Here is an 18,801-nt window from a genome sequence, read left to right as displayed (position 1 = left end):
TGACATGTACGTCTACCCCAAAACCCCTCACCCCGTGATCTTCGAGAAATCCGCAACCGTTCCGGTCGCCTCGCGAATAGCCTTCAGCAGCGCCAGACGGTTTGCACGGATGGCTGCATCCTCGTCATTAACGAGCACATCCTCAAAGAACTTGTCGACGGGTGCGCGAAGTGTGGAGAGCGCCTGCATGGCGGAGCGGAAATCCTCGCCCGCAACAGCCTTCGCAGCGTCGGCAGAAGCCGTCCTGATCGCCGCATAAAGCGCCTTTTCGGCATCGAGCTTCAACAGCTCTTCCGAGACGCCATCGGCCACCACGGTGCCCTTCTTTTCCTCTGCCGCCAGAAGCTGGGTGGCGCGCTTGGCGCCTGCCAGAAGGTTGCGGCCATCCTCGCCGGTGATGAAGGCGGTGAGCGCCTCAACACGGCGGGCGATCATCAGCAGATCGTCGGATTCCGGCGTCAAAACGGCGTCGATCAGATCGTAACGCGCGCCGAGGTCGCGCAGATAGACCTTCAGGCGATCATGGAAGAAGGAGAGAAGGTCCGGGTCCTTCGCAACGCTGAGCAGCGGAAGCCGCACGTTTTTCTCAAGCAGAATGCGCACCACGCCCAGCGCCGCACGACGCAACGCGAAGGGATCCTTGGAGCCGGTCGGCTTCTCGTCGATGGCCCAGAAACCAACGAGTGTATCGAGCTTGTCGGCCAGAGCGACCGTGATCGCCACCTTGTCGGCCGGCAGGCGGTCGGAAGGACCCTGCGGCTTGTAGTGGTCTTCGATGGCGGCAGCCACGCTTTCGTTTTCGCCCTGCAGCGTCGCATATTTGCGGCCCATCAGACCCTGAAGCTCTGGGAATTCACCGACGGCTTCGGTGCGCAGGTCGGCTTTCGCCAGAACAACAGCGCGGTCCACCAGATCGGCATCGGCACCAACAACCGGGGCCAGCGCCTTCGCCAGTTCGCGAATACGCGCCACGCGCTCACCCTGCGTCCCGAGCTTTGCATGGAAGGTGACGTTTAGCGCATCGAGCTTGGCCATGCGCTGGTCGAGCGGCTTCTTGAGATCGAGGCCGAATTTCGCAGCCGAATCGTTCAGCGTTTCGAGATCGGGCAGATCGCCCTGATCACGGTTCCAGAAATGGCGGGCATCCGACAGGCGGGCGCGAACCACCTTGCCATTGCCATGGATGATTTCCTTGCCGCCATCGCTTGCCTCGATGTTCGAGATCAGGATGAAGCGATTGGATAGACCCTCTTCCGCACCCTGATTGCGGGTGACGAAACACTTCTGATTGGTCTTGATGGTGAGGCGAATGATTTCTGCAGGGATCTGCAGGTAATCTTCCTCGAACGCGCCCATCAGAACCTGCGGCCATTCGACGAGGCCAGAGACTTCTTCCAGCAGGCCTTCATCTTCCACCAGTTCCAGACCGTTGGCGAAAGCGAGATCCTTGGCGTCGTGCAGGATGATATCCTTGCGGCGTTCGGCATCGAGAATGACCTTCGCCTTTTCGAGGCTCGAGACATAATCCTCGAAACGGCGCACGGTGATCGGGCCGGATGCATGGAAACGATGGCCATAGGTGACGTTGCCGGCGACGATGCCGTCAATCACGAAAGGAATGACCTGGGTTTCGTCATGTTCGGGGCCGAACAGGCAGACGATGGATTGCAGCGGCCGCACCCAGCGCAGGCTTTCCGAGCCCTTCCCTTCGATGCCGGCATAGCTGGAACCCTTCGGCATGGAGGCCGGGCCGGAGCGCATGGATTTCGGCCAGGGGAAGGAGCGGATGATGCCGGGCATCACTTCGGCGATGATCTCTTCCGCCGGGCGGCCGGGCTTGTTAATGATGGCGACGTAGAAATCGCCCTTCTTCGGGTCGGAAACGACCTGCGCTTCCGAGATATCGTTGAGGCCGGCGCCGCGCAGAAAGCCCTCGATGGCCTTTTCATTGGCGTCGGTGCGCGGGCCCTTCTTTTCTTCACGCACATCGGCGGAGCGGGCGTTGAGGCCGCGAATATCCAGCGTCAGGCGGCGCGGCGTCCAATATTCGCGCGCACCCTCATAGGTCAGCCCTCTCTCCACCAAGGCATCGGTGACGAGTTTCTTCAGATCGCCCGCCGCCTTGCGCTGCATGCGGGCGGGGATTTCTTCGGAGCGAAGTTCAAGCAGAAGATCGGGCATGGGATCAGGACTTTATCTTTGTATCTTTTGTCGGACGATGTATGCCGTGAAAAACGACAGGTCGGCTTAGCAAGCAACGCGGCAAAAGTCACCAAGGCATTCGGTTAAATTACCGCCGGCGCGTATTACCAGCCGCCACCACCACCGCCCCCGCCGCCGGAGCCGGAAAAACCGCCACCGCCACCGCCCGAAAAGCTGGAGCCGGAGGAGCTGACAGGCTGGGGAATGGTGGAGGCGATGGTATTGGCCATGGAGGTGGAAAAGCCGCCGATCCTGTCGCCAAAACTGCCGTAATTGCTGCCCGCATACCAGCCGGGCGCATAACTTGCAGCAGCGGCACCGGCAGCGGCCGTTGCAAGCCAGGCCTCGAAGGTGCGGCTCCACGGTTTTTCGACGCCGAGCGCCACGGCATAGGGCAGCAATGTCTCGAAATGCTGCGGCGACATGGCGGGCGCACCAGCCATGTTCATCCGGTCTTTTTCCGCCAGCGTCAGATAGGTTCGGAGGCCTTCAATGCCATCCATCAGCTTGCGGCCGAGCGGTGTGGGCGCGCCCATCAGGAACAGGAAAAGCGCATTGGTGAGCACGATGCCACCGATGGCGGCCAGCGCCAGCGACTTGGTGTCATGCGTCACATCCAGCAGGATTTGTGTGGCAATGCCGCCAATGGCGGAAAAGGCTACGAAACCGGCAAAGGCCAGCATGACGATGCCGCCGATCCGCTTGCGCAGCGGTGCGCCGCGCGAAAACTGCCGGCCGATGCCGATCGACAGGATGCTGAAGAAGAAGGCGAAAAAGCCGAAGACCAGCACGGCGGCAATGGCGCTTTCATCCAGATCGCCGAAGATCAACGTCGCGACGATGAGGGCGATGCTGAGGAAGATGCCGAAGACGGTGTAACCGGCATTGCTGCGGTAATATTTGCCGCGATGCTCTTTCTCTATCGCCGCGCGGAACTGTTTTCCGACCTTTTCGACTTCCGCACCATGGGCCTTGTCGATGGTCAAAGTCTCGCCCGGACTGCCGATGGAGGCAAGCAGCGTCTTCTGGCCGGTCGGCAGATCGGTGGCGGTTGCCTTTTCCGTACGGCGAATGACGATTGCGTTCTTCAGGTCTTCCAGAACGACATAACCCTTCACCGCAAGATCAAGGGCCGAGGCAGAGAGCGCCGTCCAGCCGGCACCGGAAAAACCGCGATTATCGACATAGTTGACCAGAGCCGGCGAGAGCCCCTCCGGCGCATCCCAGCGCGGCACGACCACGCCCTTCGCCGGATCGCGGCCCACCGCGAACCACGCCCGCAGATAATAAAGCAGCACGGCGAAAAGCCCGCCGCCCGAAAGCAGGATGGCGAGATTATCCCGCAGCCACCAGCCCGCCTCCTGTGAGGTGTCGGGTGCGGCAATCGCGCCCTTGGGCAGCTTGACGGCGACCGTCATGCCCTCGCCAACCGTAAACGGGCGGGTGGAGGCGAAGAATACCTCGTTGCCTTCGTTCAGAATGCGCGCATCCTTGCCCTTCGCACCAAGCGGACCGGTGAAGACCGCTGTATCGGTGGCCCTGACGCCCTGCGGCAGCGTGATGGTGGCGGAAATCTCACCCATGGGGAATTGCCAGCCATTGCCGGTGACATTCCAGGTCAGCTCGTCATAATCGCTGAAATAGCGGATCTGCCGGGCGGTGGTATAGGTGATCTGGAAGATATGCTCGCCGGTCGGCAGAAAACGGTCGGCGCTGCCGGTATAGATGCGGATGCCGCCATCGATATTCTCGGTGCGCCAGTTTTCCGGCGCGCCATCGCGCTCCACCGAAACGACGTTGAAATCCACCTTGGTGCGGCGATTATTCGCATCCAGCGCATAAAGCGGGAAATCACGGAAGATGCCGCGCTTGATGTTCTGCCCTTCCGCGCGGGCGGTGATGGTTTCCGTCACCGTCAGCTTGCCATCCACCGCCACCTCGACGACGGAATGGTAGGAGCGGATGAATTCCTCCGCGAAGGCCGGGAAGGCCGCACCCAGGAAGACGAACAGCGCGAGAAGTCTTGCGACGATGGTCTTCACGGGCGGTGCCTCCTCAATGGCTCAGTGCTGCGGCTCGGCAGCGCTTTCCTTTTCGGTATAGTCGACGCCCAGCGAGGCGAGCGCCTTCCAGTAACCGGGATAGGTCTTGCCGACGCAGGCCGGATTCTGGATGGCAATGCCGCCGATCTTCAGCGCCGCCAGCGCAAAGCTCATGGCGATGCGGTGGTCGGCAAAAGTGTCGATGGAGGCCTTGACCGTCTGGCCCGAAAGAGCCGGATCGGCATGCACGATCAAGTCGTCGCCCTCCTCATGCGCCAGACCGTTACGGATTTCGTTAAGGCCGAGCGAGACGGCGCGGATACGGTCGCATTCCTTGACGCGCAGATTGGCGATGCCGACGAAACGCACCGGCGTCTCATTGAAGGCAGCCAGAACCGCGATGGTCGGAATGGCGTCCTGCATCTGCGAACCGTCGATTTCGGCGGGCAAATGCGGAAACTTCGCCATGACCTCATAGGCCTTGGCATCCGGCTGGGTGAATTTATCGGCCGGCGTGCCGATATCGATCGCGCCGCCGGTCAGCAGTTCCGCGCCCCAGAGATAGGTGGCGGCGGAGGCATCCGGCTCGATGTGGAAATCGGTCGCCGTGTAACCCGTCGGATGCACGCGCCAGATGGCGTTGCTGACCCGCTCCACCTTCGCGCCAAAAGCTTCCATGGCCGAGGTGGTGAGATCGATATAGCCCTTGGCGCCGATTTCCTCGCCCTTGAGGATGATATCGACAGGCTTATCGCCGCAGGCTGCGGCCATCAGAAGTGCCGACACATATTGGCTGGAGAGGTTGGCGTCGATGGTGACGCTGCCCTTCGGGAACCCTGTGCCCTTGCCGCAGACGGTGACGGGCGGGCAACCGGTCGGCGCTTCCGCCTCGACACCGAGGGAGCGCAGGGCCTCCACCAGCGGCATGATCGGGCGTTTGCGCATGTGCTCGTCGCCATCGATGATGACGGCGCCGTCCACAAGTGCGGCAGCAGCGGTGAGGAAGCGTGTGGCAGTGCCGGCATTGCCGAGGAAAAGCGGCTTTTCCGGCTGCTGAAGTACACCCGTGCCTTCCACCACGAAGGTGGTGGCATCAGGCTCGGTGACCTTGACGCCCATCTCGCGCAGGGCTTCGGCCATATAAAGCGTGTCGTCGCTTTTCAGTGCGCCGGTCAACCGGCTTTTTCCCCTGGCAAGACCAGCCAGGAGAAGCGCACGGTTGGTGATGGACTTGGAGCCGGGCGGCTCGACCTTGCCGGAAAGCGGGTGGTCGGGCGGGGTGATGGTCAGTTCGATCATGATTATCGTCTTGTCAAAGAATGCGGCGAAGAGCCGGATTATCGGAATTTGAACGGGAGGTCTTAAGCCGCCGGGGGAACAGTGCGCTTAGAATTTCACGGTCGGCACGGCGCGGTCGGCCGGGTTCTCGATCTCGAAATAGGGCGCCTTGGCAAAGCCGAACTGGCCTGCGACCAGATTGGACGGAAAGCTTTCCACCTTGACGTTGAGATCGCGGGCGGCGCCATTGTAATAACGGCGCGACATCTGGATTTCGCTTTCGATGGTTTCCAGCGAACGCTGCAATTCCAGAAAATTCGTATTGGCCTTGAGATCGGGATAGGCTTCGGCAAGCGCAAAGAGCTTGCCGAGCGCCTGCGATAGCAGGCCTTCCGCCTGGGCGCGGCCTTCGACATCGCCCGCCGGCACGGCCTGCGCCCGGTTGCGCATGGCGATCACCTCCTCGAAGGTGCTCTTTTCATGCGCCGCGTAACCCTTCACGGTCTCGATGAGGTTGGGAATGAGATCGGCGCGGCGCTTCAGCTGCACGTCAATGCCCGACCACGCTTCTTCCTTCATCTGCCGCGCCTTGACGAGGCCGTTATAGATGAAAACGACATAAAGCGCGATCGCCGCGATGATTGCCAGCGTGATGAACATTCCCGACCCCTCCTCAAGAGGCGCGGACACCGTAGTGGCCTCCGCACGTTAGACTGTTGCCCCGCCTTACATAAACGTTCAGGCGGCCCTGTTCCAGTTCAGCCCGCCCGCATCCGTCAGCAGGAAAGCCTCACCGCAGGCTTTCGCCAGCGTGCGCACGCGCAGGATATAGCTCTGGCGTTCCGTGACCGAAATTACGCCGCGTGCATCCAGAAGGTTGAAGACGTGGCTGGCCTTGATGCACTGGTCATAGGCCGGGAACACGCATTTGTGCAGGCGCTGATTGTCGTCATCACCGGGCGCACCGGCAGCGAGAAGCGCCTGGCATTCCTTTTCGGCGTCGATGAAATGGCGATGCAGCATGGCGGTATCGGCAAATTCGAAGTTATGGCGGGAATATTCCTGCTCGGCCTGCAGGAAGACGTCGCCATAGGAAATCTTCTCTTCGCCTTCACGGCCGTTGAAGTTCAGGTCATAGACATTGTCGACGCCCTGAACATACATGGCGAGACGCTCCAGACCATAGGTCAGCTCACCCGCAACCGGCGAGCACTCGATGCCGCAAACCTGCTGGAAATAGGTGAACTGCGAGACTTCCATGCCGTCGCACCAGCATTCCCAACCAAGACCCCAGGCGCCGAGCGTCGGGCTTTCCCAGTCGTCTTCGACGAAGCGCACATCGTGCAGTAGCGGATCGAGGCCGATCGCCTTCAACGAACCGAGATAGAGTTCCTGCAGGTTGGAAGGGTTGGGCTTCAGGATGACCTGATACTGGTAATAATGCTGCAGGCGGTTGGGGTTTTCGCCATAACGGCCGTCGGACGGGCGGCGTGACGGCTGCACATAGGCGGCCTTCCACGGCTTCGGCCCCAGCGCACGCAGCGTCGTCGCCGGATGAAACGTGCCCGCGCCCACTTCCATATCATAAGGCTGCAGCACCGCGCAGCCCTTGTCGGCCCAGTAATTGTGCAGCGTCAGGATCAGCGCCTGAAAGGAACGCTTCGGGTTCATATGGTCGGGAACATCAGTCATTTCAGTCATCGCGGCGTTAGGAGGATAAGTAAGCATTGACTTACTTCGGATGCGGACACGTGCCACGGCATGGCCTGAGGGTCAAGGTTTTATGCGTTGAGACGCCGCCTTAGGTCTCATCCTCGCGCTTCACGCGGTATTCGCCCGTTTCCGGGTCCTTGATCAGCGTGCCGATGGCGCCGGTCTCACGTTCCTTCTCGCGCTGTTTCGATTTCGCCGAGAGCTTTTCGGCATCGCGGACGAAGCGGCGGTAAAGGATGACGGATCCCACCACCAGAAGAAGAATTGTAATGAGCTGCGCCATAAGGCTTTATTCCCGAGACATCATAGACCGAAACGCGACCACAATGCCTTTTCTTCGGCGACCTCCGCAAGCCCCGATACCGCACCGGCGGCCAGCCTTTCGGCATTCACGTCCAGAGCAGCATTGACGCCCGGCAACTTTTTGCCGAACAGAGTGCGCCCGCCGCTGACGAGCTGGAGCTTGACCTTCTCACCGTAACGGCGACGCAGAACCTCGCGCATGTCGCCCAGCCCGTCGATCAGGCCGAGGTCGAGGCCGCGCATGCCGGTCCAGAACAGGCCGGAGAAGATCGTCTCGTCGCCCTTCAGTTTCGAGCCGCGGCGCATCTTCACCATATCAATGAAAACATTGTGGATTTCGACCTGAAGCGACTTCAGGTAATCGATGTCGCCTTCCTTTTCCGGCTGGAAGGGATCGAGGATGACCTTGTTTTCGCCGGCCGTATAGACGCGGCGCTCAACGCCGATCTTCCGCAGCATTTCCGGAAAACCGAAACCGCCGGAAACGACGCCGATCGAACCGACGATGGAGGTGGGATCGGCGATGATCTCGTCGCCGGCAAGCGCGATCATGTAGCCGCCGGAGGCTGCAACATCCTCCACGAAAATCAGGACTTTCTTTTCCTTTTCTTCGGCGAGCTGGCGGATGCGGTTATAGATCATCCGCGCCTGCACCGGCGAACCGCCGGGCGAGTTGAGCGAAATGGCGACGGCCGGGGCATCCTTGACGGCGAAGGCCTTTTCCAGCAGCGGCGCATAGGAGGCGAGATTGAGGGCGGGGCGGAACTGGTTGCCGCCGGCCATGATCGCGCCATGCATGCGCACCACCGGGATGACGAGCTCTTTTTTACGAAAGCGTTTCGGCACCAGATACTTCAGAAAACCCACTACTCAATCCTCGCAGCATTTATCCGTTCGTCAGGGATGTATGTATCGCCCCGGAAAACACAATGGTTTGCGGCCGGCGGAACAGCGATATTTATGACGCGGGCCGGATTGCCCTTACATTACGCGAATAGGCGGCGCGGCCATTGTTCAGGTCATCCACGAAGGGGGTGAAGGCATGGCTGCCGGTCTCATGCATGATGAGCGGCGCGCGGAAGGACAGCCGCGCCCGTGAACCCTTGATGGCGGTGAGGAGCATGCGCACCGCGTCCTCGCCAGGGCGCGGATGAATGAGGGTGATTTCGAGGCCGCCGAAACGACTGCCGCAGGCGGCGATGATTTCCGCCACCGATTGCGGCCTTGAAATCAGGGAAAGCTGCCCGCCCGGCACCATGATCGCGCCCGCGGTCCTGATCCAGACTTCGAACAGGCCATCCGTCATGGCATGCGCTTCGGCCTTCAGAGCATCCGGCGTGCGGCGGTCGCCCGCATCGTTATAGGGCGGGTTCATGATGACGTGATGGAAATGATCGTCGGGCAAACCCGCTTCGGCGCGTGCTTTCGCCCGCAGGGTCACATCGGCTTCGCGCACGCTGACGCGGGCAGAAAAAGCAGCATTCTCAGGCAGTTCGAGGCTGCGACGGGCAAATTTCGCCATTTCCGGCGAGCGTTCGTACAGCGTCACCTCGGCCTTTTCGAGCCGCGCCGCAACCGCCATGCCGGCCGCCCCCGCACCCGCGCCGAGATCGGCGATCCGGCAGGCGCGCTCATCTGCCACCAATGACGCCAGAAGCATGGCGTCCATGCCGGCCCGGTGTCCCCTGCCCTTCGGCTGGAGGATGTGAAACCGGCCCCGGTGAAAGGCGTCGATCGTTTCGGAAATGCCGTCGCCCACCGCCGTTCAAGCCTCTTCGTTGCGCAACTCGTCGCCGAGCCCGGCATCGATGAGAATGCGGCGGGCCTGATCGGCCCGATCTTCCTCCACCAGAAACCTTCGCGGCAAAAGACCGAGCGATCCTTCCAGAATGCTCATTGCCTGATCGGCGATGAGGCAATGGATGCCGGCATCCCTCATCAGGCTTTCGGCGAAGGAGAGCAGCACGGCATCGTTGGTACGGATCAGTTCACGCATGGATAGACCTTAAATTCCCATCTTTTTGAATGGCTAGCGGCAATTCGCCCCTTGCCGCGCAAGGCGTCAGTTTTTATTGTCGAATTCAAATTCGAACTGGAGTCCTGTCCCTTGGGCGTCGTCATACCGCTTGAAGAAAGCAAAAACAAACTCGCATCCGTCAAGCCGCTTGTCGACCTGACCCGCCCCGACATGGAACGGGTGAACCAGCTTATCCTTTCCAAGGCCGGTTCCGATGTCCAGATGATACCCGAGGTGGCCAACCACCTCATCTCTTCCGGCGGCAAGCGCCTGCGGCCGATGCTGACGCTCGCCTCGGCCTCGATGTTTGGTTACGAGGGCGACAACCACATCAAGCTCGCCACCAGCGTCGAATTCATGCATACGGCGACGCTTCTGCATGACGATGTGGTGGATGAAAGCGATCTGCGCCGCGGCAAATCCACCGCCCGCACCATCTGGGGCAACCAGGCGAGCGTTCTCGTCGGCGACTTCCTTCTCGGCCAGGCGTTCCGCATGATGGTGGATGTCGGCTCGCTCGATGCGCTCGACGTGCTGTCCACCGCCGCTTCGGTGATCGCCGAGGGCGAGGTGTTGCAGCTTTCGGTCGCCAAGAACATGGAAACGACGGAAGACGATTATCTGCAGGTGATTCGCGCCAAGACCGCCGCCCTTTTCGCGGCGGCGGCGGAAGTCGGCCCCATCGTCGCCAAGACCGACAAGGCGACCCGCAGCGCGCTGAAATCCTACGGCATGAATCTCGGCCTCGCCTTCCAGCTGGTCGACGATGTGCTGGACTACGGCGGCAAGTCCGCCGATCTCGGCAAGAATACCGGCGACGATTTCCGCGAAGGCAAGATCACCCTGCCAGTCATCCTCTCCTATCGTCGCGGCACGCAGGATGAGCGCGCCTTCTGGCGCAATGCCATCGAAAAGGGTGAAAGCAGCGACGAGAACCTTGAAAAGGCGCTGGGCCTGATCACCAAATACAACGGTCTTGGCGATACGATCGGCCGCGCCACGCACTACGGCACCATCGCCCGCGATGCGCTCGCACCGCTGCCGCAGAGCCCCTGGAAAGATGCGCTTCTGGAAGTGATCGACTTCTGCATCGAGCGTCTGAACTGACGCCGCAGGCCGGGCGAAAGGCGGATGGAAAAGACCATCCGCCCACTGTTCCGGGCCAGCTTCTCCGCAAGGCGTGATTGTGGCCGGGGCCATAATTTCTTGCGGCGTTGCTTCAAAAAAGCCATTCTATCGTGACCAACAATGGAAACTGATTTTTCCGTGCTTCTGCACAAAGGCAAAGGTTCCCTCATGCGGCGTAAACCAGCACTCCGTCTTCTCTGCAGCGCGGCTCTTGCCGCTGCTCTCGCAATCGGCGCGGGTGCAAGCCCCGGCTTTGCGGAGACGAAGGCGACACCGGAAGACAAGGCCGTCACGTTCGATCCCGGCAAGGTGAATACCTTCTCCGGCGCCTTCCTCGCCGGGCGCAATGCCGATGTCGATCAGGATTATCCCACCGCGATTTCGCTTTACAAAAAGGCGCTGGAATTCGACCCGGCCAATACGGAAATCCGCCAGCGGCTGATGATCGCCGAACTTCTGAGCGGCAATTTCGAGGCCGGCGCAAAAATCGCCGATTCGATGAAGGACGATACCTCGGTGGAGCGCGTGACGACCATCGTGCGCGGTCTCGACGCCATCAAGGACAAGGAATTCGCCAAGGCCGAGAAGATCCTGAAATATACCGGTCCGAACGATCTCGACCGCATGGTCAACACGCTTTTGACCGCTTGGGCGCGCGCCGGTTCCGGCAAGCCGAAGGAAGCGCTGGCGCTGGTCAACAATATGAAAGGCCCGGGCTGGATTTCGATCTTCCAGAAATACAATGCGGCGGCCATCGCCCTTGTTTCCGGCAATAACGAGGCCGCCCGCAAGAGCCTGAACGAAGCGGTGACGGACCGCGAAGGCGGGGCAACCGCCTCCGATACCTATATGCGCGCTGTGATGGCGCTTGCCCGGCTGGAGGCTTCCGCCGGCAACAAGCAGAAGGCGCTGGATGCGATTGCGGTCGGAGACACTTTCGCACCGAATTACGCGCCGCTGAAAGCGCTTCGCCAGTCCATCGAAAATGGTGAAAAGCCGGAACAGCAGATCACCAACGCGGTGGAAGGCGCCGCCAGCGTCATGTTCTCCATCGCCGGCGCGCTGAACCGCGAAGGCGCCGAAGAGATCGTGACGCTTTATCTGCAGACGTCGCGCGCGCTCGATCCGAAGAGCCCGGATACGCTCATCCTTCTCGGCGGTCTCTCCGAAGCGCTGAAACAGCCTGACCGCGCCATTGCCTTCTACCGCGAGGTGCCGAAGGATTCGCCGATGTATCGCATCTCCGAGCTGCAGCTCGGGCTGACGCTCGCACAGACCGGCAAGGTGGATGAGGCGCGCAAGCACCTCAAATCCCTCCTCGAATCCGATCCGAAGGACATTCGTTCCTATCTCGCCTATGGTAGCGTGCTTTCGGACGCCAAGGACTACAAGGCGATGGCCGAGAACTACGACAAAGCCATTGAGGTCATCGGCTCCGTGCCACAGAAATCCGACTGGTCCGTCTTCTTCCAGCGCGGCATCGCCTATGAGCGGCTGAAGGAATGGGACAAGGCCGAACCGAATTTCAAGCGGGCGCTGGAGCTGAACCCGGAACAGCCGCAGGTTCTGAACTATCTGGGTTATTCCTGGGTGGACAAGGGCATCAATCTCGATGAAGGCATGAAGATGATCAGCCGCGCCGTCGAGCTTCGGCCGAATGACGGCTACATCGTCGATTCGCTCGGCTGGGCGCATTATCGCCTCGGCGCTTTCGATGAAGCCGTGACCGAGCTGGAGCGGGCGATCGAACTGAAAGCCGGCGATCCGACCATCAACGACCATCTGGGCGACGCCTATTGGCGGGTCGGCCGCAAGATCGAGGCGGTCTATCAGTGGAACCGCGCATTGATCGGCGATAGCGACGACGTGGACAAGGCCAAGGTGAAGGAAAAGATCGCCAACGGCCTGCCGCCGGTGGAAAAGGATGCCGAAAATACCGCCAAGAAGGACGTCGCGCCGGTGCCACCGGCTCCTCCGGCACCGGCACCGGCTGCCACTCCGGACAAGAAATCCTGACGCCGCATGCGCGGGCATGACGTTTCCGGGGCCACCGAGACCATCGAGGCGGCCCCGGCCAAGATCAATCTGGCGCTGCATGTGACCGGCCAGCGAGCGGATGGGTATCACCTGCTCGAAACGCTGGTGACCTTTAGCGAAGCCGGCGACACGATCCGTATTCGCGACGCCGATGCCGACAGTTTCTCCATCTCAGGCCCTTTCGGCGATCTTTTGCGCGCGGGCGATGGCGGCGATAACCTCGTCACCCGCGCCAGAGACCTGTTGCGCGATGCGCTTGCATCGACGGGTCAACCGGCACCCCCGGTCGCCATTCATCTTGAAAAGAACCTGCCGGTGGCTTCCGGTATCGGCGGCGGCTCGGCGGATGCGGCGGCGACGCTGCGGGGGCTTTTGCGGCACTGGCGTGCCGGGATCGCACCGGATACGCTTGCATCCATGGCGCTGACGCTCGGGGCGGATGTGCCGATGTGCCTTGAGAGCCGATCCCTGATCGCGCGCGGCATCGGCGAGGACATCGAACCGGTCACCGACCTGCCGGAACTGGCGATGGTTCTGGCCAATCCGCTGAAGGCGGTCTCGACGCCGGAGATTTTTCGGCGATTGCAGAACAAGACCAATCCGCCCCTGCCCGCCTCTGCGACAATCGGCTGGATGGATTTTCTCGCTCAAAGCCGTAACGATCTGCAACCGCCGGCTCAGGCGCTTCTGCCAGAGATCGGGGAAATCATTGGGTTGCTGTCGCAGGAGGGGGCTGCGCTTGTGCGCATGTCCGGTTCAGGGGCAACCTGTTTCGGGATTTTTCATTCCCTTGAAGCGGCCAGGAAAGCGGAAACATCGCTTCGGAAGAGGCGCCCCGGCTGGTATTTTCAGGCGACGCGGACCATTGAGGATTAGGGCGGCGGGCCCGCCGCTCCCAGTTTTGTTTGAGCATCGGATTTTCCGAAAACCGCAATACACTTTTCGGTCCGATGCTCCCGGCATTCGAGGATAAGGCCATGGCAGGCGAAAGACCCTTCATTCCCCTTGGCATTGCGGTTTTGACCGTTTCGGACAGCCGCACGCTGGAGAACGACAAATCCGGCGATACGCTCGTCGCAAGGCTGGAGGAAGCGGGCCACAGGCTCGCGGCCCGCGCCATCGTGCCTGATGACAAGGCAGCGATTGCCGGCACGGTGCGCGACTGGACGCTCTCTGAAGGCGTGGATGTGGTGATCACCACCGGCGGCACCGGCTTTACCGGCCGCGATGTGACGCCCGAAGCGCTGGAGCCGCTGTTCGAAAAGCGCATGGATGGGTTTTCCGCCCTCTTCCACCGCATCTCCTATGACAAGATCGGCACCGCCACCATCCAGTCACGCGCGACCGGCGGCGTGGCGAATGCAACCTTCATCTTCGTGCTGCCCGGCTCGCCGGGTGCGTGCAAGGATGCGTGGGACGGCATTCTGAAAGCCCAGCTCGATTATCGCCACCTGCCCTGCAATTTCGTGGAGATCATGCCGAGGCTCGACGAGCATTTGAAGCGCGGGGCTGGGGGCGTTTAGATCAGCGAACCGGAGGTGCGTGGGGCTTCACCCCCCTCTGCCCTGCCGGGCATCTCCCCCTCAAGGGGGGAGATCGGCAAGAGGCCCTCTTGTCGCTTCATTCTCAAGCTTCAAGATGGACGAGACATCGCCGCAGATCGATCTCCCCCTTGAGGGGGAGATGCCCGGCAGGGCAGAGGGGGGTGAAGCCCCACGCACCTCCGGCTCGCAGACAATGCACACCCAAAACCCCCATCACGCCAGATACTTCTTGAAGAACTCCGTCGTTCTGCCCCAGGCGAGATCGGCAGCCGCCTTGTCGTAGCGCGCCGAGGACGTGTCATTATTGAAAGCGTGGTTGACGCCGTCATAGACGAAGATTTCGAAGGTCTTGCCGTTTTCCTCCAGCGCCTTCTTATAGGCGTCGATGCCGGCATTGATGCGCTCGTCGAGACCCGCATAGTGCAAAAGCAGCGGCGCCTTGATGGCGGGTACATCGGTCGCCGGGGCCTGCTGGCCGTAATAGGCGACACCGGCATTCAAACCTGCCGATTTGGTGGCAAAACGGTTGACCAGCCCGCCGCCCCAGCAGAAACCGACAGCACCGACCTTGCCATTCGCCCCCTGCCGGGCCGCAAGCCATACCCGGCCCGCTTCGGCATTGGCGACGGTCGCATCCATGTCGAGACCGCTGAACATCTGCCGCGCCTTCTCCTCATCGGCGGGCGTGCCGCCCTGCGGGGATAGGAAATCGACCGCAAGCGCCCTGAAACCGGCGAGTGCCACACGCCTTGCCACGTCACGAATATGGTCGTTCAGACCACGGTTCTCGTGGATGACGATGACCGAGCCGATGGGGCCGGAAACGGTTTTCGGTGTAACGAGGTAACCCTTCATCTCACCGCCGGGGGCGGGATAGGTCACCTCCTCGGCGACGATCCTGTCGTCATCGGCCGCGATGACTGCCGCACGGGCGCTGTTGGCCGAAAGAAGCGGGGCGATGGCCGTCGCCGCTGCACCAGACCCGGCCAGTACGGTGAGCTTTTCCATGAATTTGCGGCGATCGAGGCTGAGATGGGTATATTCATCGTAAGCGTCGATCATGGCCTGCGTGATCTTGGGCTTGTCCATCGCTCTATCCTCCTTGAACGCACGGATGCGGAAGGATAGCGCAGATCGCCCCGCGGGGAACGAGGCGGGGGCAAGCGGCGCCACACATTTGCGTGAGCGCCGCCAGCCAGTTTTCACATCAGGCGGCGAGGTCCACGACGATACGGCCGTCGATCTTGCCCTCTTCCATGCGGTGGAAGATATCGTTGATGTTTTCGAGCTTGTCCCAGGAGAAGTGGGCCGCCACCTTGCCTTCGCCGGCAAAGGTCAGCGCTTCCTCCAGATCCTGCCGCGTGCCGACGATGGAGCCGCGCACCGTGATGCGCTTCAGCACCGTGTCGAACACCGGAATGGAGATGAAGCCCGGCGGCAGGCCGACAAGCGCCATTGTACCCTTGGAGCGCAGGAAACCGTAAGCCTGCTCCATGGCCTTGGGCGACACCGCCGTCACCAGCGCGCCATGGACACCGCCGGTCGCCTTCTGCACCTGCTCCACCGCGTCAGGCGCGCGACCATTGACGACGACATCGGCTCCGAGTTTTTTCGCAAGCGCCAGCTTGTCGTCAAAAATATCGGCGGCAACGACATGCATGCCCATGGCCTTGGCATATTGCACGGCCATGTGACCAAGCCCGCCAATGCCTGAAATGACCACCCACTCACCGGGCCTGACCTCGGTTTCCTTGAGGCCCTTATAGACGGTGACGCCGGCGCAGAGCACCGGTGCGGCGGGGCCGAAATCGAGATTATCCGGCAGGCGGCCGACGAATTTCGGATCGGCAAGGCCATATTCGGCAAAGCTGCCATTGACGGAATAGCCGGAATTCTTCTGGCTCGGGCACAGCGTTTCCCAGCCCGTGCGGCACGGAATGCAGCATCCGCAGGCGGTGTAGAGCCAGGGCGTGCCGGCGCGGTCGCCTTCCTTGATGCCGGTGACGCCAGCGCCGATCTTGGCGACGTAACCCACGCCTTCGTGGCCGGGGATGAAGGGCGGATTGGGTTTGACCGGCCAGTCGCCGGTTGCGGCGTGCAGGTCGGTGTGGCAAATGCCCGTCGCCTTGTAGTTGATGAGAATTTCACCGGGGCCGGGATCCGGTATCGCCACTTCCTCGATGGTCAGCGGTTTTCCAAACGCGCGGACGACGGCTGCCTTCATTGTCTTAGCCATGACATACTCCCTAATCTCTGCTCGCCTGAAATCCTCGACGGCGAGGCAGAGATTAACGGGGATGGGGCGTCATGGAATTGACCCATCGCAAATCGGAGCATTTTGCAAGGCGGGATTGTCTCACTTATGAGGCAACCTCACGGTGCTGATTTACTCCAGCGCCAACCATATGGCGAGCCATGCCCACAGGCAGACGACCAGCGCAAAGCCGATGCCGAACAATGCGCCACGCTGACGCAGGCGGTTGCTGGTGACGTGGACATAGGAATGGGCATAACGCGAGAGCACGAACAGCCATGCCAGAACGACGGTGACGATATTGTCCGCATCCGTGATGTAGAGCAGCAGGCAGGCGATGTGAAACAGCACCGGCAATTCGAATTGATTGGCGATGTTGCGGTTCACCAGATGGCTTTCGCGCGCCTCCTCGCCCCGGTCGCGCAGCTTGATCGCCGATTCGCGATCCTTGAAGGTGTATTTGTTGCGCCGGACGATCAGAAGCCCGTAAAGCCAGAAGACCAGAAAGACATGGGCGATCATCGGCCAGAACATTGCGGTCGTGGGTGACATGCTTTCTTCTCCAATCATGAAAACGCTCCCCGATCCGGCATGAATCGGGGAGCGCCAAATACTCAGTATCCTTTTACGGATTCGCCTCGAAAGATCAAACCGCGCCGGGGTAGTTCGGGCTTTCGCGGGTGATCGTCACGTCATGGGCGTGGCTTTCGCGCAGGCCCGCGCTGGAGATGCGAACGAAGGTGGCACGCTCCTGGAATTCCTTGATGTTGCTGCCGCCGACATAACCCATGGCGGCCTTGAGGCCGCCGGCCAGCTGGTGCAGGACGCCGGAAACCGGACCCTTATAGGGAACCTGACCTTCGATGCCTTCCGGAACGAGCTTCAGCGTGTCGCGCACCTCGGCCTGGAAATAACGGTCGGCGGAACCGCGCGCCATGGCGCCAACGGAGCCCATGCCGCGATAGGCCTTGAAGGAGCGTCCCTGGTAGAGGAACACTTCGCCCGGGCTTTCATCCGTGCCGGCCAGCAGCGAGCCGATCATGACGGCGGAAGCGCCGGCGGCGATTGCCTTGGCCAGATCGCCCGAGAACTTGATGCCGCCATCGGCGATAACGGGGATATCAGCCGCATTGGCGACTTCAACCGACGACATGATGGCAGCGAGCTGCGGAACGCCAACACCGGCGACGATGCGGGTGGTGCAGATGGAGCCGGGGCCGATACCGACCTTGACGCCATCGGCGCCAGCATCGATCAGCGCCTTGGTGCCGTCGGCGGTGGCGACATTGCCGGCGATGATGCGAACCGAGTTCGACATCTTCTTGACCTGCGAGACGGCATCCAGCACGCGCTGCGAATGGCCATGCGCGGTATCGACGACCAGAAGGTCGACGCCGGCATCGATGAGGCGCTCGGCGCGCTCAATGGCGTCAGCACCGACGCTGATGGCGGCGGCGGCGCGAAGACGGCCCTGCGCATCCTTGGTGGCGTTGGGGTTCAGCTGCGACTTCTCGATATCCTTGACGGTGATGAGGCCGACGCAATTGCCCTTTCCATCCACCACCAGCAGCTTTTCGATGCGGTGCTTGTGCAGCAGGCGGCGCGCTTCCTGCTGATCGACGCTGCTTTCCTTGACCGTGACCAGGTTTTCGCGGGTCATCAGTTCGTAAATCTTCTGCTGCGGATCGGAGGCGAAGCGCACGTCGCGGTTGGTGAGAATGCCAACGAGACGGCCGTTCTTGTGGCCGCCGGAACCGCCGTTTTCAACGACCGGAATACCGGAAATGCCATGCGCCTTCATCAGCGCCTGTGCTTCAGCAAGCGTCGCATCCGGGCCGATGGTGACCGGGTTGACGACCATGCCGCTTTCGAACTTCTTCACCTGCCGTACTTCTTCGGCCTGCTCGATGGGGGTCAGGTTGCGGTGGATAACGCCGATGCCGCCGGCCTGGGCCATGGCGATGGCGAGGCGGCCTTCGGTAACCGTATCCATGGCGGAAGAGAGAATCGGCAGGTTGAGATCGATATCGCGGGCAATGCGGGTAGCGATATTCGTCTGTCCCGGCATGACTTCGGAATGCCCGGGTTGCAGCAACACATCGTCAAATGTGAGAGCGTCCAAACCAGTGGGTGTTTGAATGATGCGTGCCATGACCAAATTCCTTCATACTGAAAATGCGTGGCCGTTCCGGAACGAAAAGTTCACCCCGGCGCCCTGCAAGGATTGCTTGGAAGTTGGCGAGGGCTGGTAACACGTTCATGACAGGAAGGGAATAGAAAAAA

Annotated in this window: 17 protein-coding genes; 4 read left to right on the top strand and 13 right to left on the bottom strand. The window is 61.2% G+C overall.

The features are described 5' to 3' along the window. Positions 1-27 precede the first annotated feature (27 nt). From glyS to ACQZ5K_RS02750, 9 genes are all read right to left on the bottom strand, one after another. Complete coding sequence (gene glyS, locus ACQZ5K_RS02790) at positions 28-2,181, bottom strand: glycine--tRNA ligase subunit beta (protein ID WP_448739575.1); 2,154 nt, start codon at positions 2,179-2,181, stop codon at positions 28-30. A gap of 125 nt (positions 2,182-2,306) precedes the next feature. Continuing rightward, positions 2,307-4,244, bottom strand: coding sequence for a DUF2207 domain-containing protein (locus tag ACQZ5K_RS02785; protein ID WP_448739574.1), 1,938 nt, complete (start codon positions 4,242-4,244; stop codon positions 2,307-2,309). 21 nt (positions 4,245-4,265) lie between these two features. Then, positions 4,266-5,543 (bottom strand): 3-phosphoshikimate 1-carboxyvinyltransferase, encoded by a 1,278-nt coding sequence (aroA, locus tag ACQZ5K_RS02780; protein ID WP_448739573.1) that lies wholly within the window; start codon positions 5,541-5,543, stop codon positions 4,266-4,268. A gap of 87 nt (positions 5,544-5,630) precedes the next feature. Further along, positions 5,631-6,182, bottom strand: a complete 552-nt coding sequence (locus ACQZ5K_RS02775; RefSeq protein ID WP_020813610.1) for a LemA family protein — start codon at positions 6,180-6,182, stop codon at positions 5,631-5,633. A 78-nt stretch (positions 6,183-6,260) separates the two neighbouring features. Then, positions 6,261-7,193 (bottom strand): glycine--tRNA ligase subunit alpha, encoded by a 933-nt coding sequence (locus ACQZ5K_RS02770; protein WP_004432750.1) that lies wholly within the window; start codon positions 7,191-7,193, stop codon positions 6,261-6,263. Between the two features lie 130 nt (positions 7,194-7,323). Further along, on the bottom strand, positions 7,324-7,518 hold the full coding sequence (locus ACQZ5K_RS02765) for an NfeD family protein (protein ID WP_020813606.1): 195 nt from the start codon (positions 7,516-7,518) through the stop codon (positions 7,324-7,326). Positions 7,519-7,538: 20 nt separating this feature from the next. Then, positions 7,539-8,405 (bottom strand): S49 family peptidase, encoded by an 867-nt coding sequence (locus tag ACQZ5K_RS02760; RefSeq protein WP_448739572.1) that lies wholly within the window; start codon positions 8,403-8,405, stop codon positions 7,539-7,541. 91 nt (positions 8,406-8,496) lie between these two features. Continuing rightward, complete coding sequence (locus ACQZ5K_RS02755; protein ID WP_448739571.1) at positions 8,497-9,297, bottom strand: tRNA1(Val) (adenine(37)-N6)-methyltransferase; 801 nt, start codon at positions 9,295-9,297, stop codon at positions 8,497-8,499. Between the two features lie 6 nt (positions 9,298-9,303). After that, positions 9,304-9,534, bottom strand: a complete 231-nt coding sequence (locus ACQZ5K_RS02750) for a putative signal transducing protein (RefSeq protein ID WP_020813603.1) — start codon at positions 9,532-9,534, stop codon at positions 9,304-9,306. A 111-nt stretch (positions 9,535-9,645) separates the two neighbouring features. Between ACQZ5K_RS02750 and ACQZ5K_RS02745 the strand changes: the two genes are divergently transcribed. The 4 genes from ACQZ5K_RS02745 (at position 9,646) to moaB (ending at position 14,243) form a co-directional block, all read left to right on the top strand. Continuing rightward, complete coding sequence (locus ACQZ5K_RS02745) at positions 9,646-10,662, top strand: polyprenyl synthetase family protein (protein WP_035261923.1); 1,017 nt, start codon at positions 9,646-9,648, stop codon at positions 10,660-10,662. Positions 10,663-10,851: 189 nt separating this feature from the next. Beyond that, entirely contained in the window at positions 10,852-12,699 is a 1,848-nt protein-coding gene (locus ACQZ5K_RS02740) for a tetratricopeptide repeat protein (RefSeq protein WP_137002924.1), read from the top strand. A 6-nt stretch (positions 12,700-12,705) separates the two neighbouring features. Then, on the top strand, positions 12,706-13,596 hold the full coding sequence (locus ACQZ5K_RS02735; protein WP_448739570.1) for a 4-(cytidine 5'-diphospho)-2-C-methyl-D-erythritol kinase: 891 nt from the start codon (positions 12,706-12,708) through the stop codon (positions 13,594-13,596). A 101-nt stretch (positions 13,597-13,697) separates the two neighbouring features. Next, entirely contained in the window at positions 13,698-14,243 is a 546-nt protein-coding gene (gene moaB, locus ACQZ5K_RS02730; protein ID WP_059760674.1) for a molybdenum cofactor biosynthesis protein B, read from the top strand. Positions 14,244-14,477: 234 nt separating this feature from the next. Here moaB and ACQZ5K_RS02725 read toward each other — a convergent pair whose 3' ends face one another. The 4 genes from ACQZ5K_RS02725 to guaB all read right to left on the bottom strand — a co-directional run bounded on the left by ACQZ5K_RS02725 (position 14,478) and on the right by guaB (position 18,670). Next, positions 14,478-15,353 (bottom strand): dienelactone hydrolase family protein, encoded by an 876-nt coding sequence (locus ACQZ5K_RS02725; RefSeq protein ID WP_448739569.1) that lies wholly within the window; start codon positions 15,351-15,353, stop codon positions 14,478-14,480. Between the two features lie 118 nt (positions 15,354-15,471). Then, entirely contained in the window at positions 15,472-16,500 is a 1,029-nt protein-coding gene (adhP, locus tag ACQZ5K_RS02720; protein ID WP_004440101.1) for an alcohol dehydrogenase AdhP, read from the bottom strand. Positions 16,501-16,650: 150 nt separating this feature from the next. Then, on the bottom strand, positions 16,651-17,052 hold the full coding sequence (locus ACQZ5K_RS02715) for an MAPEG family protein (protein ID WP_035263190.1): 402 nt from the start codon (positions 17,050-17,052) through the stop codon (positions 16,651-16,653). Between the two features lie 112 nt (positions 17,053-17,164). Next, a complete protein-coding gene (guaB, locus tag ACQZ5K_RS02710; RefSeq protein WP_004432717.1) occupies positions 17,165-18,670 on the bottom strand; it encodes an IMP dehydrogenase in 1,506 nt (501 codons plus the stop codon). Between the last annotated feature and the right edge of the window lie 131 nt (positions 18,671-18,801).

It is taken from the genome of Agrobacterium sp. 22-226-1, from assembly GCF_053522345.1.
This window is presented reverse-complemented; position numbering and strand designations above follow the sequence as displayed.

Bases quoted from the DNA above. Each gene is read 5' to 3' on its own strand.
- glyS (WP_448739575.1), bottom strand. From the start codon at position 2,181: ATGCCCGATCTTCTGCTTGAACTTCGCTCCGAAGAAATCCCCGCCCGC.
- aroA (WP_448739573.1), bottom strand. From the start codon at position 5,543: ATGATCGAACTGACCATCACCCCGCCCGACCACCCGCTTTCCGGCAAG.
- ACQZ5K_RS02775 (WP_020813610.1), bottom strand. From the start codon at position 6,182: ATGTTCATCACGCTGGCAATCATCGCGGCGATCGCGCTTTATGTCGTT.
- ACQZ5K_RS02770 (WP_004432750.1), bottom strand. From the start codon at position 7,193: ATGAACCCGAAGCGTTCCTTTCAGGCGCTGATCCTGACGCTGCACAAT.
- ACQZ5K_RS02765 (WP_020813606.1), bottom strand. From the start codon at position 7,518: ATGGCGCAGCTCATTACAATTCTTCTTCTGGTGGTGGGATCCGTCATC.
- ACQZ5K_RS02750 (WP_020813603.1), bottom strand. From the start codon at position 9,534: ATGCGTGAACTGATCCGTACCAACGATGCCGTGCTGCTCTCCTTCGCC.
- ACQZ5K_RS02740 (WP_137002924.1), top strand. From the start codon at position 10,852: ATGCGGCGTAAACCAGCACTCCGTCTTCTCTGCAGCGCGGCTCTTGCC.
- ACQZ5K_RS02735 (WP_448739570.1), top strand. From the start codon at position 12,706: ATGCGCGGGCATGACGTTTCCGGGGCCACCGAGACCATCGAGGCGGCC.
- moaB (WP_059760674.1), top strand. From the start codon at position 13,698: ATGGCAGGCGAAAGACCCTTCATTCCCCTTGGCATTGCGGTTTTGACC.
- ACQZ5K_RS02725 (WP_448739569.1), bottom strand. From the start codon at position 15,353: ATGGACAAGCCCAAGATCACGCAGGCCATGATCGACGCTTACGATGAA.
- adhP (WP_004440101.1), bottom strand. From the start codon at position 16,500: ATGGCTAAGACAATGAAGGCAGCCGTCGTCCGCGCGTTTGGAAAACCG.
- ACQZ5K_RS02715 (WP_035263190.1), bottom strand. From the start codon at position 17,052: ATGTTCTGGCCGATGATCGCCCATGTCTTTCTGGTCTTCTGGCTTTAC.
- guaB (WP_004432717.1), bottom strand. From the start codon at position 18,670: ATGGCACGCATCATTCAAACACCCACTGGTTTGGACGCTCTCACATTT.